This window comes from Gloeomargarita sp. SRBZ-1_bins_9, from assembly GCA_039794565.1.
GTDB lineage: Bacteria > Cyanobacteriota > Cyanobacteriia > Gloeomargaritales > Gloeomargaritaceae > Gloeomargarita.
Window position 1 is genome coordinate 20306 of the sequence record JAUQVX010000011.1, and the last position, 24103, is coordinate 44408.

21 protein-coding genes and 1 pseudogene are annotated in these 24103 nt (G+C 58.4%); 15 read left to right on the top strand and 7 right to left on the bottom strand.

The features are described 5' to 3' along the window. Positions 1–5: 5 nt before the first annotated feature. Both Q6L55_09440 and Q6L55_09445 read right to left on the bottom strand, forming a co-directional pair. Positions 6–3650, bottom strand: coding sequence for a PAS domain-containing protein (locus tag Q6L55_09440; protein MEN9258932.1), 3645 nt, complete (start codon positions 3648–3650; stop codon positions 6–8). Positions 3651–3815: 165 nt separating this feature from the next. Then, entirely contained in the window at positions 3816–4424 is a 609-nt protein-coding gene (locus Q6L55_09445) for a histidine phosphatase family protein (protein ID MEN9258933.1), read from the bottom strand. 73 nt (positions 4425–4497) lie between these two features. Here Q6L55_09445 and Q6L55_09450 point away from each other — a divergent pair, with 73 nt between their 5' ends. The 3 genes from Q6L55_09450 (at position 4498) to Q6L55_09460 (ending at position 6633) form a co-directional block, all read left to right on the top strand. After that, positions 4498–4725 carry a DUF2905 domain-containing protein gene (locus tag Q6L55_09450; GenBank protein ID MEN9258934.1) on the top strand — a complete coding sequence of 76 codons (228 nt, stop codon included), beginning with the start codon at positions 4498–4500 and terminating at the stop codon, positions 4723–4725. A gap of 86 nt (positions 4726–4811) precedes the next feature. Further along, a complete protein-coding gene (locus Q6L55_09455; protein MEN9258935.1) occupies positions 4812–6140 on the top strand; it encodes a cation:proton antiporter in 1329 nt (442 codons plus the stop codon). Beyond that, positions 6133–6633 carry an ATP synthase subunit I gene (locus tag Q6L55_09460; GenBank protein ID MEN9258936.1) on the top strand — a complete coding sequence of 167 codons (501 nt, stop codon included), beginning with the start codon at positions 6133–6135 and terminating at the stop codon, positions 6631–6633. Before Q6L55_09455 ends, Q6L55_09460 begins: the two co-directional genes overlap by 8 nt. Before the next feature lie 684 nt (positions 6634–7317). Here the strand turns inward: Q6L55_09460 and Q6L55_09465 are convergent. Beyond that, a pseudogene (locus tag Q6L55_09465) lies at positions 7318–8343 on the bottom strand (AarF/ABC1/UbiB kinase family protein). A 111-nt stretch (positions 8344–8454) separates the two neighbouring features. Between Q6L55_09465 and efp the strand changes: the two are divergent. Further along, positions 8455–9012, top strand: a complete 558-nt coding sequence (gene efp / locus Q6L55_09470) for an elongation factor P (protein ID MEN9258937.1) — start codon at positions 8455–8457, stop codon at positions 9010–9012. After that, complete coding sequence (gene accB, locus Q6L55_09475; GenBank protein MEN9258938.1) at positions 9009–9461, top strand: acetyl-CoA carboxylase biotin carboxyl carrier protein; 453 nt, start codon at positions 9009–9011, stop codon at positions 9459–9461. Before efp ends, accB begins: the two co-directional genes overlap by 4 nt. On the opposite strand, the gene Q6L55_09480 is transcribed toward accB, so the two are convergent. The 3 genes from Q6L55_09480 to Q6L55_09490 are packed head-to-tail and all read right to left on the bottom strand — an operon-like array spanning position 9439 to position 12759. Further along, entirely contained in the window at positions 9439–10134 is a 696-nt protein-coding gene (locus tag Q6L55_09480) for a 4'-phosphopantetheinyl transferase superfamily protein (GenBank protein MEN9258939.1), read from the bottom strand. The genes accB and Q6L55_09480 overlap by 23 nt on opposite strands. Next, complete coding sequence (locus Q6L55_09485; protein MEN9258940.1) at positions 10134–11321, bottom strand: hypothetical protein; 1188 nt, start codon at positions 11319–11321, stop codon at positions 10134–10136. The genes Q6L55_09480 and Q6L55_09485 overlap by 1 nt, the downstream gene beginning before the upstream one ends. Positions 11322–11334: 13 nt before the next feature. Then, positions 11335–12759 carry a carotenoid oxygenase family protein gene (locus tag Q6L55_09490; GenBank protein MEN9258941.1) on the bottom strand — a complete coding sequence of 475 codons (1425 nt, stop codon included), beginning with the start codon at positions 12757–12759 and terminating at the stop codon, positions 11335–11337. Positions 12760–12879: 120 nt separating this feature from the next. Here Q6L55_09490 and Q6L55_09495 point away from each other — a divergent pair, with 120 nt between their 5' ends. The 4 genes from Q6L55_09495 (at position 12880) to Q6L55_09510 (ending at position 18920) form a co-directional block, all read left to right on the top strand. Continuing rightward, positions 12880–15465 (top strand): CHAT domain-containing protein, encoded by a 2586-nt coding sequence (locus Q6L55_09495; GenBank protein ID MEN9258942.1) that lies wholly within the window; start codon positions 12880–12882, stop codon positions 15463–15465. Positions 15466–15534: 69 nt separating this feature from the next. Continuing rightward, a complete protein-coding gene (locus Q6L55_09500) occupies positions 15535–16749 on the top strand; it encodes a glycosyltransferase (protein MEN9258943.1) in 1215 nt (404 codons plus the stop codon). Continuing rightward, positions 16746–17825: a glycosyltransferase family 4 protein gene (locus tag Q6L55_09505; GenBank protein ID MEN9258944.1), complete on the top strand. Its 1080-nt coding sequence runs from the start codon at positions 16746–16748 to the stop codon at positions 17823–17825. Before Q6L55_09500 ends, Q6L55_09505 begins: the two co-directional genes overlap by 4 nt. A gap of 6 nt (positions 17826–17831) precedes the next feature. Continuing rightward, entirely contained in the window at positions 17832–18920 is a 1089-nt protein-coding gene (locus Q6L55_09510) for a glycosyltransferase family 4 protein (protein MEN9258945.1), read from the top strand. On the opposite strand, the gene Q6L55_09515 is transcribed toward Q6L55_09510, so the two are convergent. Beyond that, entirely contained in the window at positions 18917–19336 is a 420-nt protein-coding gene (locus Q6L55_09515; protein MEN9258946.1) for a J domain-containing protein, read from the bottom strand. The genes Q6L55_09510 and Q6L55_09515 overlap by 4 nt on opposite strands. Before the next feature lie 91 nt (positions 19337–19427). On the opposite strand from Q6L55_09515, the gene Q6L55_09520 reads away from it, so the two are divergent. The 6 genes from Q6L55_09520 to tsaE all read left to right on the top strand — a co-directional run bounded on the left by Q6L55_09520 (position 19428) and on the right by tsaE (position 24091). Beyond that, positions 19428–19967 carry a hypothetical protein gene (locus tag Q6L55_09520; GenBank protein ID MEN9258947.1) on the top strand — a complete coding sequence of 180 codons (540 nt, stop codon included), beginning with the start codon at positions 19428–19430 and terminating at the stop codon, positions 19965–19967. Positions 19968–20076: 109 nt separating this feature from the next. Next, positions 20077–20868 carry a 30S ribosomal protein S2 gene (gene rpsB, locus Q6L55_09525; GenBank protein ID MEN9258948.1) on the top strand — a complete coding sequence of 264 codons (792 nt, stop codon included), beginning with the start codon at positions 20077–20079 and terminating at the stop codon, positions 20866–20868. Positions 20869–20904: 36 nt separating this feature from the next. Next, positions 20905–21636 carry a translation elongation factor Ts gene (gene tsf / locus Q6L55_09530; protein MEN9258949.1) on the top strand — a complete coding sequence of 244 codons (732 nt, stop codon included), beginning with the start codon at positions 20905–20907 and terminating at the stop codon, positions 21634–21636. 1 nt (position 21637) lies between these two features. Next, positions 21638–22237: a cob(I)yrinic acid a,c-diamide adenosyltransferase gene (cobO, locus tag Q6L55_09535; protein ID MEN9258950.1), complete on the top strand. Its 600-nt coding sequence runs from the start codon at positions 21638–21640 to the stop codon at positions 22235–22237. A 61-nt stretch (positions 22238–22298) separates the two neighbouring features. Beyond that, positions 22299–23621, top strand: coding sequence for a YvcK family protein (locus tag Q6L55_09540; protein ID MEN9258951.1), 1323 nt, complete (start codon positions 22299–22301; stop codon positions 23619–23621). Then, positions 23612–24091: a tRNA (adenosine(37)-N6)-threonylcarbamoyltransferase complex ATPase subunit type 1 TsaE gene (gene tsaE, locus Q6L55_09545; GenBank protein MEN9258952.1), complete on the top strand. Its 480-nt coding sequence runs from the start codon at positions 23612–23614 to the stop codon at positions 24089–24091. Before Q6L55_09540 ends, tsaE begins: the two co-directional genes overlap by 10 nt. Positions 24092–24103 lie beyond the last annotated feature (12 nt).

Consider the following 24103-nt stretch of genomic DNA (forward strand, 5'->3'; position numbering starts at 1 on the left):
ACATTTTAACCCAGCAAAACCCGAAACTCCGTGACCCAGTTTTCGCTAACCAAATAAACCTCCCCGTGCAAGCGCTCCACCAATCTTTTCACCAGCGCCAAGCCCAGGCCCGTCCCGCCATATTGCCAGGGGTCATGGCTAGGAATGCGATAGAAATTGTCGAACACCCGTGCCTGTTCTTCCGGGGGAATGTCAACGCCGGTGTTGATCACCCGAAAGGCCCAATGACCCTCCCATCGTTGTATAGCCAAGGTGATGGTTTCCCCGGCGGGGGTGTACTTACAGGCGTTGTGCAGTAACTCCTGTAGGATGCGACTCAAGGAAGCACCATGGGTTTCCAGATGACAGGGCTGCTCGGGCAATTGCAGCACAAACGTTTGCTGGTGGGCGGCCATGCGCTCCCGCAACGGTGGCAACAGTTCATCGAGGATTTGTTGCACATCCACAGGTTCCTTGGGTAATTCCGTAGGGTCAGCATTCAACCGCGCCAGGTCCAACAGGTCGTTAATGAGTGCCGTTTCCCGCTGGGTGGCGGTTTTCAGAATAGTCAAATAGCGACGGATACCCGCTTGGTCATCTGCTAAAATGCCGACCTGCTGCAGGCGCAACTCCAACATTTTCAAAGCCAGGCCAATGTTGTGCATCGGCGAGCGTAATTCATGGGAGACAGTGCTGAGAAATTCATCCTTGAGTCTGTTGAGTTTTTGCAGCTCCACCACCTGGGCCTGGGCCGCCTTGTACAACTGGGACTGGCGTAGGGCAATGGCCAAATGCAACCCGACATGCTGAAGAATTTCAATTTCATTGGTCTGCCAGATGCGCGGGCCGCTGTTTTGATAGGCCGCCAATAGCCCCCACAACTGGTCGTTTAAAAAAATAGGAATCACGATCTGGGCACGGGCCTGAAATTGCTCCAACAGACGAATATGACATTCGCTAAAGCCGGAACGGTAAATGTCATTGCTCACCAGGATGTAGTGCTGCCGAAACCGTCCCCCCTGGGTTTCTTGCAAACAGGAGTCGGCCAAGGGGGTTTGCGGCCCGGTGATCACCTTTTGCCAACCAGCACCCACGGATTCCGCTAAAAAATAACCACTCCAGTCCGGGTTGAACTGATAAACCAAAACCCGGTCGCAGGCTAGAGTTCGCCGCGTTTCCTCTAAAACCACATTGAGGGTTTGATGAATGTCTAAGGATTCATGGATCGTTTCAATGATGATGCGCAGGAGGCCTTCTGCCTGGGCCTGTTGCTGCAACTGAATGGTGCGTTCCCGGACCCGTTGCTCCAGTTGTTCGTTAAAGCGCCGCAGTTGCCAATCCGCTTCCTTCTGGCCGGTGATGTCTGTAAAGACCGAATCCCAGATGGTGCTGCCGTCAGGTTGCCGCTCCGGTTGGCCCTGTCCCCGGATCCATTTGCACGTTCCCTGGGGGGTAACGATGCGAAATTCACAGTGACACGCGGTGAGCTGCTGCTGAGAAACGGCCAGGGAGGTTTGAACGGTGGGCCGGTCCTGGGGAACAATCAGTTGCCAGAAGGCCTGGGGATGTTGCTGGATCTGTTCGGCGGTGACGCCGTAGAGCTTTTCACAACCAGGGCTGACGTATAAAAAGGCTTCCCGCCCGTCCGGCCAGCGTTGATAGCGCCATATCGCCACCGGTAAGTTGTCTAGGATGTGTTGCAACAGGCGTCGGTTATCCGCCAGGGCCTGCTGGGTGTGTTTCAGTTCGGTAATGTCCACGGCAATGCCCAGTACCTGTTGGGGTTCGCCCTGCTCGTTGCGTTTGAAAATCCGGTCGCGACTAAGGAGCCATCGCCATTCCCCGGCTTTGGTGCGCATGCGATATTCCACCCGGACTTCGCCGGTCAGTTGGGGATCGAGTAAACGGGCGATGTTGGCTTGAATGATGGGTAAATCTTCAGGATGCACCAAGCGAGTAAATAATTCGCTCCCTAAAGCTTGGATTTCAGCCGGTGTATAGCCCAAAACCAGTTCGATTTCCGGGTTGATAAAGACGTTCCGTTGCTGCTCGAGGTCATAGACATAAATAATGGCCTTGGTAGCGGTGACAACGCGCTCCAAAAATTCCTTGTTTCTTTCCAGCTCTAACTTGGCCGTTTCGGCGGCGGTAATATCCAAAATAATGCCATCCCAAAAACGCTCATTACCTCGCCGCCGCATCTGGGAGCGACCCTCTAGCCATTTCACCTTCCCCGACGGGGTGATCACCCGCCATTGACAATGCCAGGGAGTTTCCTCCTGGATGGCCGCCTGCACGGAAGCCCAAAGCTTGTCTAGGTCGTCGGGGTGGGTGTATTTCTGCCAGAGGGTGTGGGGGTCGGCCATGATGGTGGCAACGGGCAGCTCAAAAATCTCCTCGGCATAGTCGCTGACATAGCTCAAGTGGGCGGGACGGTCGGCGCTGGCCGGATGGTAGCGGTACACTACCCCTGGCAGATTCTGGATGAGGGTGGCAAGAAATTCCCGGCTCTCCCGCAGCTCCTGTTCGGCCCGCCGCAGTTCGGTGACATCCCGCCCCACCGTCTGGAGCGCCAAAAGCTGTCCCTGCTCGTCAAATAGACCCAGGGTGATGCATTCAACGTAAATGATTTGCCCCTGTTTGGCGCGCACCGGTTTCGTAAACGAAAAGATGGGATGGTCAGGGGTCAGGGCTTGGATTTTTTGTTCGAGAAAGATCAAGTCTTGCGGATCGGCGATAAAGGCGTCCCACTTTTGCCCGACCAGTTCCTCTAAGGTGTAACCCAGGGCCTGGCATAAAGCTAGATTGGCAAAGGTGATGGTGGTGTCCGCCAGGGAATACACCAGTAAGTCGGTTTGATACTCCACCAAATTGCGATATTTTTGTTCGCTCTCGATGAGCATTTTTTCTAGGGTTTTGGTGGGGGTAATATCGGCCGTGGCACTCAGAAAACCCACCACTTGCCCCTGGTCACTACGCAGTACGGTGAGATAGGAGCGCACCCAAATGGTGTCCCCCTGAGGTCCCTGGAGGCGGTATTCCCATTCCTGGTCCCTAGGCGACTGAAGTGTATCCCGCCAGGCCGCCTGTAACCATTCCCGGTCCTCCGGGTGAATCCGGTTGACCCACCGCTCCCCTAGCAACTCCTGCAGGGGTGCTTGAAGCATTCTCACCAGGGTATCATTGACATAAATGCATTCCCCTTTAGCATTGGCCAAACCGACACCAATGGGTAGGGAGTTGAGTAGGAAGTAATAGGGTTGGTCTTCCAAGTCCGGTTGCCGGAATTGCCCATCGGTGGCCTGAAGCATTAACCCCAAATGGGCTGCCAGAGCTTCAGCCTGCTGATCAATCCTTTCTCCCGGCGCCTGATTCCAGCAAATCACCAACCAGCCCCACCCCTTTTGCCGCACCAGCACGGGGAAAAACCAGGTTTCCCTGGTACCTTCGTGGACTTTTTGGGGTTGCCAGGTGGCCGGTAGGACCAAGTTTGCCAGCAGCTCCCCGGCCTGTAGCACCAACTGTTGCTCCCGATAGAGGGCGATTTGCCGCGCTCCCCACTCCCCCTGTAGCCTTGTCAGGACAGAATGAATGACCTCGCCGATGGATATCCCTGCCTGCAGTTGCTGGGTGGCTCCCTGTAAAACCAGCGCAAATTCCCCGGAATGCATTCGATTGCTTGGTCGCTTGCTAAACCGCGTTTATTTTATCTGTTCAAGTATAATAAAAACTTTGCCAAAATTACAAGTACGAACAAATAGTTATATGGTTATGATTTGCCTTAGCGGGGAGGGGCGTTGAATTCCGTATTTTTTCGGATGTGACGGGCTGAGGGGCTACAGGTAGTCGGTGACGCCTGCTTTGATCAGTTGCCAGCCGGTGGGGGTTTGTCGGATTTCCACCAGGGCGCCAAAGTCGCATTGAATTGGGGGCTGGTCGGGTAGAAGTCCCCATGTCGCTCCCCAAACGGAGGCGCCGTGACCGACGAGCAGTAGGTTGCCGGGAAATTGCTGCACCAACGCCAGGGTCACCTGACCAGCGCGGGCGATGGCGGCTAACCCGTCTTCAGGATAGGTGGGGGTGTATAGGGAGGTATAGCTGGGGTCAATTTCGGGAAACTGTTGCCGGCGGGTGTCCGGGTCCCGTAATCGGGGAGCAGCGGCAAACAATTCGCAGGTCAAGGATTCGCTCAAACCGTCTTCGACATAAATCGGCAGTCCTTTGCTGTGGGCGACGGGTTGGGCTGTACGCAGGGCGCGCCAGAAGGGGGAGCTGAAGATGTAATCCAGGGGCCGGTCGGCAAAAAAACGGGCCAGTTGGTGCGCCTGCGCCTGACCCAGGGGCGATAAATCCGGATCGTCGGGGTAGGGGGCTTGGCGGCGCCAGTGGGGGTTGTCGGCATCCTCCCGGTGCATGTGGCGCACGATCCAGATGGTTCGCATCATGTCCACTCTAAATTGCCAGGAAAAGCGCGATCCCCTATATTGGGCCCTAGGATGCGGCGTGAGATCAACTCCTATGGCCATGATGGAAATCGGTAAGGTTCTCATGCTGATGGGTGCGGTGATGTTTGGGGTGGGTTTGCTTTTGTTTTTCAGTGGCCGGTTTTCCTGGTTGGGCCGCCTGCCGGGAGACGTCACCATCAGCAACGGTGATTTCACCTTGATTGCCCCCTTCGGAACGATGCTCCTGCTCAGTCTCCTGTTTACCATTGTTCTGAATGTCCTCGTTCGGCTGGGGCGCTAGCTCGGTAAATTAGGTGCGTTGTGATCTGGTACTCGCCGGGGCGGATAGGTTAAACTCTCACCCAGTGACGTGTTTCAGGTGTGGACATGCCGGTAGCTGCTGACCCCACGGGCGTTTTGTTGATGGTCCTGCTAAGCCTGATGGTGATTTATGGGGCCAGCCGACTGGGGGGAGAACTCTGCGCCCGGTTTGACCTGCCGCCGGTGCTGGGGGAATTGTTGGCCGGGGCGGTGATCGGTGTGTCGGTGCTGCACCTGCTGGTTTTCCCGGAACATGGCCTCACGGGACAGGATTCCCTGCTGATGCGGGGGGTGCAGTCGTTCCTGCATCTGTCGCCGGAGGTGCAGGAGGCCACCTTTGCCGCCCAGGGGGAAGTGGTTAGCCTGTTGGCGGAATTAGGTGTCATTATTTTGTTGTTTGAAATTGGCCTGGAATCTAACTTGCAGGAATTGCTGCGGGTGGGGGTGCAGGCGGCCCTGGTGGCGGTGGTGGGGGTCACGGTGCCCTTTGTGGCAGGGACGGTGGGGTTAATCACCCTCTTTCATGTACCCACGGTGCCGGCTATTTTTGCCGGAGCGGCGCTGACGGCCACCAGCATCGGTATTACCGCGAAGGTGCTGGCGGAGTTGCAGCAACTGAGTTCGCCGGAGGGGCAGGTGATCCTGGGGGCGGCGGTGATGGATGACGTGTTAGGCATCATCATCCTGGCGGTAGTGGCCAGTTTGGCTAAAAACGGTGAGGTGGAACTGGGGCGGGTGCTGTATTTGATCGTGGGGGCGGCGGTGTTTTTGGTGGGGTCGGTGGTATTGGGCCGCTGGTTGAGTCCCCTGTTCGTCACTCTGGTCAATAACATGAAAACCCGCGGCAGCTTGCTCATCATGGCCTTGATTTTGATGGTCCTGCTGGCGGTGATTGGGGCGGCAATTCAGTTGGAGGCGATTTTGGGGTCCTTCACGGCGGGGCTCATTCTTTCGGAAACGGAGCGGCAACAGGACCTGGAGGAACAGGTGCTGCCCCTGGCGGACTTTTTTGTGCCCATCTTCTTTGTGTGTGTGGGGGCGCGCACGGATTTCGGTGTATTCAACCCAGCGATTCCGGCTAACCGGGAGGGACTGGTACTGGCGGCGTTTTTGGTGGTGGTGGCGATCTTGGGCAAGGTGGCCAGTGGCATCGGCGCCGGCTGGGGGGAAACCAAACTCAATCGCCTGGCGGTGGGGGTGGGCATGATCCCGCGGGGGGAGGTGGGGTTGGTGTTTGCCGCCGCCGGGTCCAGCAGCGGGGTGTTGAACGATGCCCTGGATGCGGGTATTGTGGTGATGGTGATTCTCACCACGTTTCTGGCGCCGCCCCTGTTGCGTCTGGTGTTCCCCAGCCAACCGGCTACCCCCGTGCCGACCGCGGAACCCCATGTCTAGCCCCGAGTATGCCCAACTCCAGCGCTGGTTGCTCCAGACGACCGCGGTCCTGGGAGGTATAGTTTTTGCCCTTTGCTGGGGGGTTTACGGCCTGGATACCGGGCTCAGCTATCTGCTGGGGACGGTGGTCGGCCTGATGTACCTGCGTCTGCTAGCCCGGAGTGTGGCGACCCTGGGCTTGACGTCAACTCGGTTTTCCCCTCTGCCTGCGGCCCGTCTGCTGCTGGTGGTAGCCCTGTTTATCCTGGTGGTGCGCCGCCCCCATTTGCATCTGCTGCCGGCGATCCTGGGTTTTCTGACCTACAAGCTGGCCATTTTGCTCTACACGATGCAGGTGGTGCTAACGGGGAGCCAGGACCAGGTTCGCCCCACTGCTGCTGAGCGCCCATTGCCGCAGCCACCGAGTCAGGAACCGCTCCCCCACCCGTCGCGCCACGTACTGGGCGAACTGGCTCGTCTCCGGGCGGAGCAACAGGCGGGAGATCAGGGGTAACAAACGCCGGGGTTCAAAGCCGGGACTGCTTTGCAGGATTTGCCACAGGGACCGCAGGTGCTCCCAGGCGGTTGGCGTCACAGCAGGAGTCGGCGGCGCCGGTTGACCGTTGGTGAGCAACTGTCGCCACAGGTGTTGGCCCCACTGGTCGAGCCCGACCGCCAGTTCCTCCGCCAATTTCTCCCGGATAAAGTGCCCCCGTTCCGAAAACAGGAAATCCCCCACCTGCAGGAGCACTCTTTCCAAGTCGAAGTCCTCGCTGTTGGCCGCATTTTTCAGCAGATTCTCCAGGCGATTCCAGCGGAAGGTGCCGTCTTTGAACAACAAATCCCGCAGGGACTGGCGCAATTCCGGGGCCGGGTCGGTGAGCAAACGCTTGGCCACGTAGGGATAGGCTACACTCAGCACCTTGAACTCCGGGTCGATCGTGATGGCAATCCCCTCCAGGGTCACCAACGACCGGATGATCAGGGCATAGTAGGCCGGCACCTGAAAAGGGTATTCATACATCAGTCGTGAAAGCCGGTCGGTGATGCTTTTGATATTGAGCTGGGAAACGCTAGCGCCCAGTGCCCCCGCCGGCCCCAAAATTTCGGTAAAGGCTTGGCTCAAGGCTGGTTTGATGGGGGTCAAATCCGTGTCGGGCGTCAAAAACCCGAGGTTCACGTAGTCCTGCGCCAGAGCCTCGTAATCCCGGTTGACCATGTGGACGATGGCGGTGATCAACCCATAGCGCTGCTGGGGACTGACATAGCTCATCATGCCGAAGTCCAGGTAGGCCAATTGGCCGTTGGGCATGGCCAGCAGGTTGCCGGGGTGGGGGTCGGCGTGGAAAAAGCCGTGTTCCAACAGTTGCCGCAGGGAACACTGCACCCCAATCGCCACCATGCGTTTGGTATCCAAACCGACCGCCCGCATTTGCTCGATATCGGTCAATTTGATGCCGTCAATCCACTCCATGGTCAGCACCCGCCGCCGGGTCAAATGCCAGTAGATTTTGGGCACGTAAATATCGGCCAAATGACCGTACAGGCGGGCAAACTTTTCCGCGTTCAGTCCCTCCTGGGTGTAGTCCATTTCCTCGTACAAGCGGGTGGCAAATTCATCCAAGATGGCCACCAGGTCGCTGCGGATGCGTTTGACCCGCTTTTTCACCCAGGCCAACAGATGGCGCAGGATGTAAAGGTCTAGGCTAATTTGGTCCACCAGACCCGGTCGCTGGACTTTGACGGCTACCCATTCGCCGCTAGGCAACCGGCCTTTGTACACCTGCCCCAGGGACGCTGCCGCCACCGGTTGGGGGGACAACTCAGCAAACAGTAATTCCGGTTTTTGGCCCAGTTCCTCCTCAATAAACCGGTAGGCCACCTCATTGGGAAAGGGGGGTAATTGGTCCTGGAGAAGCGTCAATTCCTCCAAGTAAACCGGGGGCACCAAATCGGGCCGGGTGGACAGGGCTTGTCCAATCTTAATCGCCGCCGGTCCCAAGGACGTCAACAACTCCCGGAACTGCTGCGCCCGCTGGGCTTCCCGCCGCTGGAGCTGCCCCGTCAGCCGGTCCCATCCCAATTGCAGGGCAAACCACAACAGTGGCCCCACCACCGCCAACGCCCGTCGCCACACCCGCCAGCGCTGGGCATCATACACCTGGGCAATTCGTTGGGGGTCGTACCGTTGCGCCGCTGCTTCCGGTAACAAGGCCACCACCATCCCTGCCTCCTCCATTTGTAACGGATTGTAACAATCATATCCTGTCTTGGGGAGATTCGGTAAAAGGGCTGCCTAGCGGTACAATAAAACCCGTTACCCGACGTAGGCGCTATGATTTCCAGCAATGATTTTCGACCTGGTGTCACCATTGAGCTTGACGGTTCGGTGTGGCGGGTGGTGGAGTTTCTGCACGTCAAACCGGGAAAAGGCTCGGCCTTTGTGCGCACCACCCTGAAGAATGTGCAAACGGGTAAGGTGCTCGAGCGGACCTTCCGGGCCGGGGAAATGGTGCCCCAAGCCATTTTGGAAAAACGCACCATGCAGCACACCTACCGGGAGGGGGACCAGTATATTTTTATGGACATGGAAACCTACGAGGAGCGGCGGTGTTCTCCCCAAGAGCTGGGCGACCGGGCCAAGTACCTCAAGGAAGAAATGGAAGTCACCATCGTCACCTGGAACGACCAGATTCTGGAAATTGAGTTGCCCAACACGGTGGTCCTGACGGTGGTGGAAACGGACCCGGGCGTGCGGGGGGATACGGCCACCGGCGGCACCAAACCGGCCACCTTAGAAACCGGCGCCCAAATCCAAGTGCCCCTGTTTATCAATGTGGGGGACCGTATCCGGGTAGATACCCGCACCGATACCTACTTGGGACGGGAATGAGCGTGGAATTGACCTTTCAGCAACTCCAGGAGCTGCTGTTGACGCTGCATCGCACCAATATCACCACCTTTAGTCTCAAGAGCAATGGCTTTGAACTGACCATCGAGCAGGGCCAGCCAGGGATGTCTGCACCCAGCCCCACTCCTGTCTCCGTAGCGTCACCGGCCCCCTCTGACAAACCCACCGCCGAACCCAAGGAAATCAAGCGGGGCGTTGACGTCACCTCCATGATGGTGGGGACCTTCTATGCTGCCCCGGCGCCCGGGGAACCCCCTTTTGTGCAAGTGGGCGACCGGGTGCGGGCCGGACAGACCCTGGGCATCATCGAGGCCATGAAAACCATGAACGAGCTAGAGGCCCCGGTCAGCGGGGAAATCCTCGAAATCTTGGTGGAAAACGGTCAACCCGTGGAATTCGGTCAAGTGCTTATGCGGTTGCGGCCAGAATAGGTCCCCAGCACAGGGCGCCCACGTAGTCTGGTCCCAACGCCAAGGGTTGCCATTGCGCCGGCCATCCCCCCCCAAGACCCAAGGAGGTGCCGAGGGTTGTTTCTAACCCAGAAAAATGTCGCAAAAGTCCCGCCAGTCCTGTTCCCCAGCCTTTGGCATAGGCTTCTTTCGCCGTCCATGTCTGTAGAAAAAACCGCGTCTGCTGGCTGGGGGGCAATGTCTGCCACAGGTGTTGCTCTCGCCGGGTGCAATAGCGCTTGACCAGACGATCCAGACAGGCCAACGGGCGCACCTGCTCCAGGTCAATGCCCACTCTATACAGGCGACTGACCGCCACGACCAGCTTGGTGCCGCTATGACTCAGATTGAAGTGCAGGGAATCGTCCGGCAAAACCAACTTGCCCCAGCGGTTACGAACCAAACATAAATCCTGTGGGGAAACCCCCAAGTAACGCCCCAGCAACCACCGCAGGATGCCCCGGCTGAGGGAAAACCTGTGGCGTTTTTGGGGGCAGGACAATCCAGCCATTTCCGCGTAGTCTGCAGGGGTCAGCAGCGCCGCCAACGCCCTAGTCCCCTCTGCCCCAAGACCTTGGACCTCCAGGTGATATACCTCAATCCCAGCGACCCCGACATCAGGCAGTGCCGATACAAGGGGTTGTTCAGCCAGCATCACTGGTTCATCTTTTCCAGGACAGCCACCGCCGACGGGGACGACCGGTTCAGGTAGTTGAAAATCCAGAACTTGATCATGGCATCCAGCACCACCGGCACCGTGGCAATAAAGGCGTAAATAAACCGGCGGTTGGGCGTCATGCCGAAGTGTTCCGATACCGTCTCCAGCAACACCTCCCACCCTTCCACCGAGTGAAAGCCCACAAACAGGTCCGTCACCAGAATGAAAATCAAGACCTTGGTGGGGTCGTTCAGATTGCGGAAAAAGCGGTCAATAAAGCCCCAGAGCACCGGGAACTGGTCTTGCCCCAAACGCGCCACCACCAGGAAAACCGCCACCCCCGTCAAATCCGCCAACAAATTGGCCAGGCCGTCCACCGCCCGGTAGGCATTCTTACGAAAAATTTCCAGCGCTTTTTCCTGCAAGGCTTCTTCCCGGCGGGTGGAAAAGTCTGCATTCAACCCCAGTAAGTGGGTAAACTCCATCGTTTCTTTATAGCGCACAAATTCCTCAATCATTTCCTCCCGGATTTCCTCCCGGAAAAAGGGCCGGACACTGGTGGGGTGCACATCAATAAATTTGTCCAGCAGAGGAGCATAGACAAGATTTTTCGTCAGGATTTGTGTCAGTAATGGCAAGAGCAACAACAGGCACAAAAACCGGATCGCCATCTGCCCTTGACGCCGGAACGCCCGAATCTCCTCCACCACCTTCTCCTCATAGCCGGGTTGCAGTTCTTGGGTAAATTCCTGCAGGGTGGTTAGGAAGGAGCCACTCTCTTTTTTCAGCCGGCGATTCAAGGGAGATTCCTCATCCTCAGTTCCGGTTTTGTGCGCTTTAGCCCGTTGGCGGTAGGGCGCCGTCACCTGCTCGATGAAATTCAGTTTTTGCAAAACCTCCTGCTCCAGCTCCAGAGGCAACTCGTCGTGGTTCACCAAAAAATTGAGGGCGTGGAACTGGGTCAGATGCAGCCGGATCGTCAACAACTGCCGGTCGAGAATACCTTGCAGGTAACGCGCTTGTGCCGGGTCCGGGAATTGGGTCGGTGTTAAAGCCCGTCCATAGCGCTCCTGTAGGGTCTGGATCCGTTGGGCCGCCCGATAGGCTCGTTCCAGGTTGCGATGGGCCTGCTTGAGAAGCCAACTATTCCAACCGCCCGCCACCCGTCCCCAATCCGTGGTCATGAACCCAGGGCACTCACTCCGCCGCTATTGTAGATCGGGCATCAGCCCACTTGCCGTGAAACCCCAAAGGGACCACCACCGGCAATGCTAGACGACAACAGGGACCGTCGCTAAAGTGGCGCGCCGGGAAAATCCACAATTCACTGCGCCGGTCATGACTGTTGAAAATCAGGTTGAGCAAATAATCCCCCGTTTCCCCTGGCGCATACACCGGTTCCATACAGTAATAGCCCACACCGCAATCCCACTCCCGCCAGGTTTCCGTTTGCCGGTCGTAACAGCCGATGACGCTGTCCATTTCCGTCACAATGTTGGCGTCGGCCCGCTTCATCGAGCAGTAGGTGTAACGCCAGGGCTGGCCCACCACCGCCTCCGGCACCACCGGAAATTCGCAATTGCGGTCCGTCAAGGGCGTGGCCCGTTGCAGTTTGCCGGTGCTCACCGCCAATTCCATTTCCCAGAGTTGACTGGGAGCCGGCGTCACCGGATCGCCCCTGCTGACTTCCCGCAGATATTCATTGGTGGCAAAGTCCCCATAGCGCACCAACTGCACCCGAATCACCCCCTCCTGAACGAGGCACCCATTAGCGAAATGCCATTGAAACCAGGGCGGCGCTTCCGCACGGGTGACCACACGGAAACACTCGCGGTCAATGATCAGAATCTGCGTTCCCCATTCAGGCTGCCATTCCAACGCTTCGCTGTAGCTTTTTTGGTTCAGGATCAAGGGCAAAAAGTTCAGGCGCACCGGTGGAATGAAAAAGACCAGATAGGGGCCGGCCAACACAAAGTCATGGATCAAGGGAAATCCGGACAAGGGGATGGCAGCGCGCTGACGAATCCGGCCATCCGGCCCACTGCGATAGAGATGTAGGGTGCCCTGCCAGCCCAAACTCACCCCAAAGTTGTAGATGTCTCCCGTCAAGGGATCCCGTTTAGGGTGGGCGGCATAGGGGGTGGTGGGCGTTAAACTCCCTAGCAAATCCAACCCCCAAGTCGCCAGGGATTGCCGGTCCAACTGATGGGGCGCCCCGCCTTCCCACAGGGCCAGCAGCCGGTCTGGCAAAGGTAGCACCGACGTATTGGCGCAATTTTTCACATTTTTGCCGAAAATGCGCTCCCACAAGGACCCCGGCGCCGTCATGCCGTAGTTGGCAAATAGATACCGCCCGCTTTTTTCCTCCGCCTGGTAGCCCTCCGTCTGCACATAGCGCAACAAACCCGTCGCCCGTCCCCCGGTGAAATGCACCGCCAGAATCGCCCCATCCCCATCGAACCAGTGACCCACCCGCTGGTGGCCCCGCGTCAATCGCCCCGGCCCATTCCGGTAAAACGTTCCCCGCAGGTCCGGTGGGATATGCCCCTCCAGCACCGGTAAAGCTACGGGACCGAACTCAACCGCCGGCGTCAAGATAGCCGCTTGCCAGGGATGGGCCATGGTTCCCTCCAGAGGCCAAGGTTGCTGCTACAGACTATAGCAGCGATGACTCGGCGGGGCTCACCCCGGTCAGCTCTCGGGCAAGGGCCTATGATTTAAGTCAACCAGGGGTCGAGCAGTATGCTGAGCGGACCATGGCTGCGTTTAGCGGTCGTTTCCCTGCTGGGTAGTGGGGTTTGGGTCTGGTGTCCTGTCAGCTTGGGCCAACCCCCAGCTACACCTCCTTCCCAGGGACAACCCCGCGCAGAGTTGGTGGAACACCTGGCCGAGCAGATTTACCAGCAAATCTCCCAACTGGAAGAACAAGGCAACTTAGCGGCTGCTATTTCCCTGGCAGAGTACTTGGCAGTCTTGCTCTATCGTAACCTTGGCGGCAGTCACCCCCTACTGGCGGATGCCCTCAACCTCATAGGCAGACTCCAGACGGAGCAGGGGAACTATGCAGCCGCTTTGCCGCTCTACCAGCGAGCATTGGCCATTCGTGAAGAGATACTGGGCCCCGAGCATCCTGAGGTGGCCTTCACCCTCAATAACCTGGCCAATCTCTACCGGATCCAGGGCAACCACCAAGCGGCATTGCCCCTTTTACAGCGGGCCTTAGCCATTGCCGAAAAGAGCTTGGGGCCCCGCCATCCTGAGGTGGCCATCACCCTCAACAACCTGGCACTTCTCCAAGCCGAGCAACAAAACTACCCACAGGCGTTGTCCTTGTATCAGCGCGCTTTAACCATCCTGACCCAGGCATTTGGGGAAAGCGATCCCTATGTCGCCACCGTGCTGACCAATTTGGGGACATTGCATCAGGCGCGCCGGGATACTGCAACGGCCTTGGCCCTTCTGCAGCGGGCCCTAGCCATTCGCCTACAAATTCTCCCCTCCGACCATCTCGACATTGCCAATAGCCTGAATAACTTAGCAGCCCTCTATTATGACCAGCGGGATTACTCGGCGGCCCTCCCCCTGTACCAGCAAAGCCTAGCCCTGGTTCAATCCCGGCTGGGGACAACCCACCCCATCGTGGCAACGGTCCTCACTAACCTGGCTTTGGTCTACTGGCAGCAGGGCGACCTGAACCAAACCCTGGCCTTACTGAAGCAGGTCCAAGACATCGAAGAACACAATCTCCGTCAAAACCTGGTGGTTGGTTCTGAAGCGTACAAGCGCAACTATATGACCACCTTTCGCGACACCACCGACGCTGTGATCTCGCTCCATTTGCAGGTTCTGCCTGCCAGTGCTGAGGCCACCCACCTGGCCCTGACAACGATTTTACGGCGTAAGGGACGGCTGCTGGATTTCCTTAGCCAGAACCAGGCGCGCCTACAACGGCAACTAGCGGCTGCGGAGCAGGCCAAACTGCAACAGCTCAGCCAACTGCGCACCAGAATTGCTCGCTTGGTGTTTGACCCCGTGACCGCCCCAGACCCTTCGCTGGTGTCCCAATTGCGCCAGGAAGCGGACCAACTGGAGGCGGAACTCAGTTTGCGCAGTGCTGCCTTCCGGGAACTGACCCAGCCGGTCATAGTCAGGGACGTCCAACGGTGGATTCCGACCGATGCCGCCCTAGTGGAATTTATCCGTTATCGCCCCTACAACCTGCAGACCAACCGCTTTGATGAACCCCGCTATGGGGTATATGTACTGCGGGCAACCGGCCAACCCCAGGGAAAGGACCTCGGTCTAGCGGTTGATATTGACGCCCAAGTCCGTCAGGCCTACCTACGCCTGGCCGACCCCCGTTCCCCCAAGGAAGCATTGCAACAGGCAGCCCAAGCGCTCGCGGCACGGTTAATCACCCCTATTCGGTCGTGGCTGGGCCAGGCGACCCACCTACTGATTAGCCCCGATGGCGAACTCAACAGGATTCCGTTTCCGGCCCTGGTGGATAGCAAGGGGCAATATTTGCTGGAGTCCTACCTAATTACCCTACTGACCTCCGGGCGAGAACTCCTGCGGATGACATCGCCACCGGGAGCCGCCACTGCCCCGTTGATCGTAGCTGATCCCAGCTTTGGTGACCCCCCCCAGCAGTCTTTCGCGTCCCCATCCTGGGCCAACATAGGTCTGCCGGATGGATTCCATCTCACCTTTACCCCCTTGCCAGGTACGGCCCAGGAGGCCCAGGCTATTAAAGCGCTCCTACCCACAGCTCGCCTATTGACCCGGACAGCAGCGACAGAATCAGTGGTCAAAGCTGCCACAGCACCCCAAGTTCTCCATTTGGCAACCCATGGCTTTTTCCTGGCCAACTGGTCCTCAAAAGGACCCTGGGAAAACCCACTTTTGCGGTCGGGATTGGCCTTGGCCGGGGTCAATCAACGACACAGCACTTCGCCAGCAGATGATGATGGAGTGCTTACAGCCCTAGAGGTAACCAGCATGCATCTGCACGGTACAGCGTTGGTGGTTCTATCGGCCTGTGACACGGGGCGGGGGGAGGTGGTCAACGGCGAAGGGGTCTACGGGTTACGGCGAGCCTTCACATTGGCAGGGGCGCGGTCCCAGGTGAGTACCCTGTGGAAGGTGGATGACCAAGCCACTCGAGACATTATGGTGGCGTTTTACCAGAACTTACGCCGGGGCCTGGGAATTACCGAAGCCCTCCGACAGGTGCAACGAGAGCGGTCAAAGCGGGAATCGCCCTACTACTGGGCAGCCTTTGTGGCTAGCGGCGATTGGTCTCCCCTACCCTGGCGACGGCCATGACGCCGCACCCCCCAGATAACCCCTAGCTAGGAGAGGACCTATAATGGGGGGTGGCCATGCCAGCCCGGTTTGGCGTGGGTCAGCCGTCGCGACCAGGTATCTACCTGTCCCATGGTCTCCCCCCTTTACCGCATCTGCTTTGTCGGCGGCAGTCGCTACCAGCGTCCCTTGAATCCGACCCAGCGCAAGAAGTTTGTGCTGCTTAGCCGGCTGGGGCCAGTCCATGTCATTGGCTTTTCCCGGGATTGGCAGCCCCGATTTTTTCAAGAAGAAGCCTATTTTTACCTCCTACCCAATTGGCCCTGGCCACCCCTTCGCTACATACAGTTTCTGCTGGTGGTACCCCCCATCTTGCTGTGGCTTGTCTGGCGACAGCGGATTCAGGTGGTGATTGCCCAGAGTCCCTATGAAGCCCTGGCGGTTTTGCCGGTCAAAAAACTGGCCCAACTAGCCCATCACCGACTGTGTTTAGTGGTGGAAAGTCACAACGATTTTGAAAATTATCTGTTTTTACAGCGGCGGGTTTGGTGGCCTGGGCTTTACAAGGGATGGATGCGTTGGGTTGCCCGGTTAACCCTCGGTCAAGCTGACGTATTACGGGCGGTTTCCCGCGCCACCGCTGACCAACTCCAGGCTTATGCCCCAGGCCGACCGATGGTTACCTTTATCGCCTGGACAGACTTGGAGAGTTTTTATGCAGCCGGCGATGCGGTGGGGGAAACGGCGAAGGAATTAACGGTGGTTTATGCCGGTGTGTTGATTCCCTGTAAGGGCTTGCATCACCTGGTGGCAGCTTTTGGGCAAGTGGTTCAGCAGGTACCCTCGGCCCGCCTAACAATCATTGGCCGTCCTGAAAATAGGGCATATGCCCAGGGGCTGACGCAACAGGTTAGGCAGGCTCATTTGCAGGAGCATGTCGCTTTTCTACCGGAGATGCCCCAGCAGCAATTGGCCGCGGAAATGGCTAGGAGTACGGTTTTGGTTTTGCCGTCGTTGGCGGAAGCTTTGGGGCGAGTTTTGCTGGAGGCCATGGCTACGGGTACACCGGTGGTGGCCAGTGCAGTCGGGGGTATCCCGGATGTGGTGCGGGACGGGGTCAACGGTTTCTTGGTCCCACCCGGCGATGAGGCAGCCCTGGCTAGACGCCTGGTGTATTTACTGCGGCATCCTGAGGCGGCCCACACCATGGGACAACGGGGTCGGCAAATGGTCAAAACCTTCTTTAGCCCCGAACGCTACTACCAGGGCTACGCAGACCTCTGTCGGCTATGTTTAGGGCGATGAATCTCCTGGTGTTTAACTTGGCCACGGATGCCCATCATCCCCTGCTTGGGTTCACCACCCTGTGGTTGAACAAACTAGCAGAACGGGTGGCGGCTATCCATGTCATCACCATGCGGGCCGGTGTACTGCAGTTGCCAAAGAATGTCCAGGTTTATTCCTTGGGCAAAGAACGGGGCTATAGTGAACCCCGGCGGGCTGTGCGCTTCTATAGATTTCTCTCTCACATCCTACGTCATCACCGGATTGATCTGTGTTTTTCCCACATGACGCCCCTGTTGACCAACCTGGCGGCCCCGCTCCTGAAACTGCACCGGATTCCGATTGTTACGTGGTACGCCCACCCCAGCCTCACCCGCCAATTGAAACTGGCCCATTTTTGGTCGGACCGGATGGTGAGCAGTCTCCCCACCGCCTACCCCTATCGCCAGGACAAATTGGTGGTCGTCGGCCAGGGCATTGACACGGATGTATTCCAACCGGCTGCCGGGGAGAAGGAGTGCCCTGATCAACCCCTCATCTTGGCGGTGGGGCGGCTGTCGCCGGTGAAGGATTACGGGACGTTGATTGCGGCGGTGGCCCGACTGGTGTATCAGGAGCAGCGTCCGGTTACGGTGCGCATTGTCGGTAATCCTGCCCATCCTGGCGATGAAGACTATGCAGCGTCTTTACGCCGTCAGGTTCAGGCGCTAGGTCTAGAAACCCGTGTGCATTTCCGACCGGCGGTGGCCCTGTATGAACTGCCCGCTATTTATCGGCAATGCACGGTGTATGTGAATCTCACCCCCACCGGTTTTGGTGATAAGGTGGCCCTGGAGGCGATGGCCTGCGGAAAGGTGTGTTTGGCCGCTAACCAGGGGTTTCGGGAAACGTTGGGGGTTTACGCCGACCAATTGCTGTTTGCCCATGGCGATCCGGAGGATTTGGCCGGCAAACTGGCTAACCTGTTGTCTTTGTCTGAGGCGCAAAGGCAGGTGATGGGAAGTTATCTGCGCCAACAGGTTATTCGCTATCACAGCCTGGACCGGTTGATGGAGCGTTTGGTGAACCTGTTTACCGAACTCACGGCTAAGGGATGAACGCTGATGGTCAAAGTTGCCCTGATTTGTCCCTTTGATGTGGACCGTCTTTCGGGAACGCCGGTGCGCGCCCATTTGACGGCCCAGGTGCTCCACCGCTGTTGCCGGTTGCGGGTCTATGCCACAGGGGGTTCGGCGCCCTACGTGGAAGTGGTGCCCCGGGCTTGGGTAACCCGTTTTCGCTGGGATCGTTTCACCCGCTATGTGACCCGGGCGCTGTACCGCTTTCAACCGGATGTGATTCATCTGATTCAACCTGCCGGTATCCTGGCGGCCTTGGCCTATCGGTTGTCTGCCCCCCGGGTGAAGATCATCTTGGAAATTCACGGGTTAACCCGCTACGAAATGACCCAGGCCCGGCCCTGGTCGTGCACAACGTTTCAGTTCCTGGAATGGCTAAGCCTCAGGTCAGCCGACCGGATTATCGCCATGAGCCACAGCCAAAAGGACCTGATAGGGCAAGAATTTGGCGACCATCTGGCGACCAAAATAGATGTTATCTGGGGGCCGGTGGAGGTTCGCTCCATTCCCTATGTCCCGCCGCCAGTCGGCCCAAAGTTCATCGTTGGCTATCTGGGCAACGGCAGCTTTTGGCAGGGCATTGATTTGATCTTGTATGCAGTGGCGCGTCTGAGCCATCATCCAGATATTCACTTTTTGTTGGGGGGGATTCAACCGGAACTTTACCGTATTGACCTACCCCAACCCCTGCCCCTGAATCTGACCGTGCTCCCGACGGTTCCCCGAGGCGAAGAAGGTGCTTTTCTCAGCCAGTGCCATGCCCTTATTTCCAGCCGCGTGAGGGGGCCGGTTTCCCAGAGTCAATACCCCTATAAGTTGTCCTATTACCTGGCGGCGGGACGCCCCGTCATTGCTTCGGCCGTCAGTGACCAAGCCTTAATTCTGCAGCAGGGGCAGTGTGGCCTGATTTTTGACCCGGATCAACCGGAGACCCTGGTGCAACGGATTCTGGAGCTGTACCACATGCCCGCCGAGCAGCGTCAACACCTGGGTGAACAGGGCCGCCGTTTTGCCGAAAACCATCTCGCTGCCGACCACCTCGGCCCGAAGTTGCTGGCTATTTACCAGGTTTAGGTGCTGACGGTTCCCGAACGCACCAGCCCGAGAATCACCACCAGAAACAGACAGCCCACAAAGGTCAATCCCAATAGACAAAGGGCAAAGAGTTCGCCGGGGGACAGGGGACGGTCGGTGGGGTCGAGATAGGCAGAGTAGGCATAAGCGGGACGACGGGGTTGGGGGCGCGGGGGTGCAAGGGCCTGTCGTCGCAAGAGTTGGTCATAGGCGGCCCGCTGCTGGGGGCAGATTAAGACCGTATAGGCGGTGTTGATCTCCCGGAACTTTTCTTGGGCGATGTCGAGGGGGAGGCTGGTGGTGTCGGGGTGGTAGCGTTTGCTGAGTTCCCGGTAGGCCCGGCGAATGGTCTCCCCGTTGGCAAAGGGAGGGACCCCCAAAATCTCGTAATACGTGGGCCGTGAAATCCCCAGCATTCCCGTCGGCGACGCTTCCGTTTACTAATTTATTGCATCCCCAGGGCGGCTGTGGGTCAATATAGAAAGGAACCGGCGCCGAGAGTTCGCCATGACTACGTTGGAGTACGAGGAACTGTTGGCCCAAGCCAGCCAGGTGCAGGGTGCCATGGCCATCCTCAAGGGTCATCGCGCCTACCTGGAATTGCTCCCCAGCCTACGCCGCCCAGAAGCCAGCTTGATCCCCATCGTGTTGCCCTTGGTGCGCCAGGGGGGCTGCTTGGTGCAATTGCCCTGTGAGTTGGCGCTGCTACCTTGTGACCCGGTGTGGCGGGTGAAAACCGACCGGGAAGTGCTGGTGTTTTTCCATCGTCAGGGGGAGGACTTTTCCCAGTTGTTGCAACGGTGGCGGCAGACGCAAATATATCTGAGTCAACCCTACGAGTGGGTGATGCCCCCCCGCTATAGCCAGATTTACAACGAGGGCGCCGAAAAGGTTTATCCCCTGTTTGTCCTCTGGCCCAGTAGCCCCCGGCGCATCCACCAGGGCCTACAGGGGGAAGGGTTGCCGTTTTTGGTGTACACCGCACCCCTGCCGACGCCCCGACCGGATGACCACCCGGACCCGCTGCCCAATCGTGACCCCGTTTGACTTTTTTGCTAAGCTAAAAAATTGTTTGTTTTGTAAACTTACCCATCTGGTGGCTACGGGTGTTCCCTAGGGAACCCAGCCGGATGGTTTGAACCCGTAGGAGTAGTCCATGGCAGTCACACTGGCGCAACTGTTGGAAGCAGGGGTGCATTTCGGTCACCAGGCCCGGCGGTGGAACCCCAAAATGGCCCCCTATATCTACGCTGAGCGCAATGGCGTACATATTATTGACCTGGTGCAGACGGCGGAATTACTCGAGGAAGCCTGTGACTATGTGCGGCGGGCCGCCGAGGCCAACAAAAAGTTTTTGTTTGTAGGCACCAAGCGACAGGCGGCTGGGATTGTGGCCCAGGAGGCTTTGCGCTGTGAATCCTACTACGTCAACCAGCGCTGGCTGGGGGGGATGCTCACCAACTGGACGACGATCAAATCCCGGGTGGAACGGCTGAAGGAACTGGAGCGGCAGGAGGAAACGGGGGCCTTTGATCTGTTGCCCAAAAAGGAGGCGGCCACCCTGCGGCGGGAGTTGGAACGACTGCGTAAGTACCTGGGGGGCATTAAAATGATGCGCCGCCTGCCCGATGTGGTGATTATCGTGGACCAGAAACGGGAATATAACGCGGTGCAGGAGTGTCTGAAGTTGAATATCCCCATTGTGTCGTTGCTGGATACCAACTGCGACCCGGATTTGGTGGATGTGCCCATCCCAGCTAATGATGACGCCATCCGTTCCATCAAACTCATCCTGGGGGAATTGGTGGACGCCATTTGCGAGGGCCGCAGCGGCCAGGAGAAAGAGGGTCTCCTGGAGGAGGAAGAGGAAACAGAAGTGACGGATTGGGCAGAGGAGTCCTTCCTGGAGGAGGAAGGGGAGGAACTCCCTGAGGAAGCCGATGGCTGAAAGGGGTTACAATAGAGCCAGTCCATAGGAGTTGTTATGGCTGAAGTTTCCGCCCAGTTGGTCAAAACTCTCCGCGAACGCACCGGCGCCGGGATGCTCGATTGCAAAAAAGCGCTCCAGCACAGCGGCGGTGACCTGGAAAAGGCTGTGGAATACCTGCGGCAAAAGGGCTTGGCTTCGGCGGAGAAAAAAGCGGGTCGCAGCACCACCGAGGGCCTGATTTACAGCTACATTCACACTGGCGGTAAGTTGGGGGTGTTGCTGGAAATTAACTGCGAAACGGATTTTGTGGCCCGGGGTGAGGTGTTTCAGAATCTGGCCCACAATATCGCCCTGCAAATTGCCGCGACGGAGAACGTGGAATACGTGGACATGAGCGAGGTGCCGCCGGCGGTGATCGAACGGGAGCGGGCGATTGAAATGGGCCGGGAGGACCTGGCCAATAAGCCGGAGGCGGTGCGGGAAAAGATTGTCCAGGGCCGCTTGGAGAAAATCTTTCGGGAGCGCTGCCTGCTGGACCAGCCCTACATCAAGGACCCCAGTATTACGGTGGGGGATTTGATCAAGCAAACCATTGCCCTGGTGGGGGAAAATATCCGGGTGCGACGCTTTACCCGCTATCGGCTGGGGGAAGAGCTAACCACACCGGCCACGACCAGCACTGAACTGGCTGCCCCAGCGCCAACCCCGCCGGCAGCAGAAGTCCCACCAGAACCGGCAGCGGAGGCTACGGAAAAGAAAAAATCGAGTTCTCGCAAGAAGAAGTAAGGTGCTGACGCCGGAGCAGTACCGCCGGAAGATGCAACGGCGCCAACGGCAACAGGCGGCTTACCTGGAGCGCTGCACCCAAAAGGGTTTGGTGATCGTCTTTACGGGGGACGGCAAGGGAAAGACCACGGCGGCTCTGGGGATGGTGCTGCGCTCTTTGGGTCATGGCTACCGGGTGGCGGTGGTGCAGTTTATTAAGGGGGCCTGGGAACCGGCAGAGCGGCGGGTTCTGGCGCAATGGTCGGACCAAATTCGCTGGCATGCTTTGGGGGAGGGGTTCACTTGGGATACCCAGGATTGGCAACGGGACCGGCAGTGCGCCCAGACGGCCTGGCAATTGGCCTGTGAGTACATTTGCAACCCGGATTACTACCTCACGGTCCTGGATGAGGTGAATGTGGCCCTGCGTTTGGGTTACCTGGCGGTGGATCAGGTGTTGCAGGGATTGCAGCAAAAACCCCCCCACACCCATGTGGTCTTGACCGGACGCGGTGCACCTCCGGCCCTCATCGAATATGCGGATTTGGTCACGGAAATGACCCTGCGCAAACATCCCTTTCGCTCCCAGGGCATCAAGGCCCAACCGGGTATTGAGTACTAGAGGACTTTCCCACGAGGCTAACCATTTGCTAGAGTCAAAACCGACCGGTGAGCGGTGACCCATGGGGAAGCAGGCACCTTGGCGGTTGCGGCAATGGCTTAAGTGGTTGCGACCGGGTCTGTTTGTTAAGCGCTGGCTGCTGCTGACGTTTATCGGCTCTGTGTTGGTGGTGTTGGGGTTGTCCATTTCCCTGCGCCTGACGCCCATCAATAGTCTGTTACAGCTCATCGAGGGCCTGGTGCGGGGATTGGCGACGGTGATCCCCAACTATATCTCGGGCCCCCTGGCGGTGCTGCTGGGCTTGGGGCTGATCATCTGGAGCCAAACCCGGTCGGTGGGAACTCTGACGGAGGCCCTGCGTCCGGAGGGGGAACAGGATGTGGTGGACGTCCTCCTGGCCCAGCGCCAACGCAATCGGGGGCCGAAGATTGTGGCTTTGGGGGGAGGAACGGGCCTTTCACGCCTGCTGCGGGGACTGAAGCACTACAGCAGCAATATCACCGCCATCGTCACGGTGGCCGATGATGGGGGGTCGTCGGGACGGTTGCGCCGGGAGGTGGGGGTCCTGCCGCCGGGGGATATTCGCAATTGTTTGACGGCCCTGGCCAATGAAGAGCAACTGCTGACGGCCCTGTTTCAGTACCGCTTTGAAGCGGGAGAAGGGTTGAGCGGCCATAGTTTCGGCAATTTGTACCTGACGGCCTTGACCCACATCACTGGCAGCTTGGAGCAGGCGATTGCGGCCAGTTCCCGGGTGCTGGCGGTGCGAGGACAAGTGTTGCCGGCGACGATGGCGGATGTGCATCTGTGGGCGGAATTGGCTGATGGACGGCGCATCGAAGGGGAGTCGCAAATTCCCCAGGCCCGGGGCCGCATTGTGCGCATCGGCTGTACCCCCCCCAATCCCCCGGCGTTGCCCAAGGCCATTGAAGCCCTTGAAGACGCGGACTTGATCCTGGTGGGGCCGGGCAGTCTCTACACCAGTGTCATCCCCAACTTGCTGGTGCCGGAAATTACGGCGGCGATTGCCCAGGCAACCGTACCCCGGGTGTATATTTGCAACGCCATGACGGAGCCGGGGGAAACAGAGGGATACCGGGTTTCGGACCACCTGCGGGCGATTGAGCAGGTCACCGGCGGGCGCATCTTTGACGTGGTGCTGGTGCAAAAAAGACCGCCATCGCCCCAGGCTGTCGAACGGTATGCCCAGGTGGGGTCAGCCTTTGTGGAATTGGACCGGGAGGAGGTCTTGCGCATGGGCTACCGGTTGCTCTTGGCGGATGTGATTCAGGAGGACCCGCAAAAAGGCTATGTGCAGCACCATCCCCAGCGTTTGGCCCGGGTTTTGATGCGGTGGTACCAGCGGGTGCAGCCATGGTGGTAGAACTCCCGGATGCGGCGGCGACCCAGCGGTTGGGGGAGGCTTTAGGTCAGGTGTTGCCCGCCGGAGCGGTGGTGTTGTTGCAGGGGGAGCTGGGCAGCGGCAAGACTACTCTGGTGCAGGGCCTGGCCCAAGAACTGGGGATTACCGAACCGGTCACCAGTCCCACCTTTGCCCTGGTGCAGGAGTACCCGGAGGGCCGCATTCCCCTGTATCACCTGGATTTGTATCGCCTGAGTCCGGCGGAGGTGCAGCAGTTGCAACCGGAGTACTACTGGCAGGAAGCGCCGCCGGGGATCGTAGCTATTGAATGGCCGGAGCGCTTACCAGTGTGGCCCCCCCATTACGTGCACGTACGCTGGCACAGGGATGAGACCATCGGCCGGCGGGTGACCCTCAAGGCTCAAGGTGCCCAAGCTCAGCAGTGGCTCTCCCAGCTCCAGCAACAGCAGGCCTGCGGGAAATTGCTCTAGCATGGGAATCGC

What these genes read in the sequence shown, in the direction of transcription:
- Q6L55_09440 (MEN9258932.1), bottom strand. Translation starts at nt 3,650, where the DNA reads ATGCATTCCGGGGAATTTGCGCTGGTTTTACAGGGAGCCACCCAGCAA.
- Q6L55_09445 (MEN9258933.1), bottom strand. Translation starts at nt 4,424, where the DNA reads ATGATGCGAACCATCTGGATCGTGCGCCACATGCACCGGGAGGATGCC.
- Q6L55_09450 (MEN9258934.1), top strand. Translation starts at nt 4,498, where the DNA reads ATGGCCATGATGGAAATCGGTAAGGTTCTCATGCTGATGGGTGCGGTG.
- Q6L55_09455 (MEN9258935.1), top strand. Translation starts at nt 4,812, where the DNA reads ATGCCGGTAGCTGCTGACCCCACGGGCGTTTTGTTGATGGTCCTGCTA.
- Q6L55_09460 (MEN9258936.1), top strand. Translation starts at nt 6,133, where the DNA reads ATGTCTAGCCCCGAGTATGCCCAACTCCAGCGCTGGTTGCTCCAGACG.
- efp (MEN9258937.1), top strand. Translation starts at nt 8,455, where the DNA reads ATGATTTCCAGCAATGATTTTCGACCTGGTGTCACCATTGAGCTTGAC.
- accB (MEN9258938.1), top strand. Translation starts at nt 9,009, where the DNA reads ATGAGCGTGGAATTGACCTTTCAGCAACTCCAGGAGCTGCTGTTGACG.
- Q6L55_09480 (MEN9258939.1), bottom strand. Translation starts at nt 10,134, where the DNA reads ATGCTGGCTGAACAACCCCTTGTATCGGCACTGCCTGATGTCGGGGTC.
- Q6L55_09485 (MEN9258940.1), bottom strand. Translation starts at nt 11,321, where the DNA reads ATGACCACGGATTGGGGACGGGTGGCGGGCGGTTGGAATAGTTGGCTT.
- Q6L55_09490 (MEN9258941.1), bottom strand. Translation starts at nt 12,759, where the DNA reads ATGGCCCATCCCTGGCAAGCGGCTATCTTGACGCCGGCGGTTGAGTTC.
- Q6L55_09495 (MEN9258942.1), top strand. Translation starts at nt 12,880, where the DNA reads ATGCTGAGCGGACCATGGCTGCGTTTAGCGGTCGTTTCCCTGCTGGGT.
- Q6L55_09505 (MEN9258944.1), top strand. Translation starts at nt 16,746, where the DNA reads ATGAATCTCCTGGTGTTTAACTTGGCCACGGATGCCCATCATCCCCTG.
- Q6L55_09510 (MEN9258945.1), top strand. Translation starts at nt 17,832, where the DNA reads ATGGTCAAAGTTGCCCTGATTTGTCCCTTTGATGTGGACCGTCTTTCG.
- Q6L55_09515 (MEN9258946.1), bottom strand. Translation starts at nt 19,336, where the DNA reads ATGCTGGGGATTTCACGGCCCACGTATTACGAGATTTTGGGGGTCCCT.
- Q6L55_09520 (MEN9258947.1), top strand. Translation starts at nt 19,428, where the DNA reads ATGACTACGTTGGAGTACGAGGAACTGTTGGCCCAAGCCAGCCAGGTG.
- rpsB (MEN9258948.1), top strand. Translation starts at nt 20,077, where the DNA reads ATGGCAGTCACACTGGCGCAACTGTTGGAAGCAGGGGTGCATTTCGGT.
- tsf (MEN9258949.1), top strand. Translation starts at nt 20,905, where the DNA reads ATGGCTGAAGTTTCCGCCCAGTTGGTCAAAACTCTCCGCGAACGCACC.
- Q6L55_09540 (MEN9258951.1), top strand. Translation starts at nt 22,299, where the DNA reads ATGGGGAAGCAGGCACCTTGGCGGTTGCGGCAATGGCTTAAGTGGTTG.
- tsaE (MEN9258952.1), top strand. Translation starts at nt 23,612, where the DNA reads ATGGTGGTAGAACTCCCGGATGCGGCGGCGACCCAGCGGTTGGGGGAG.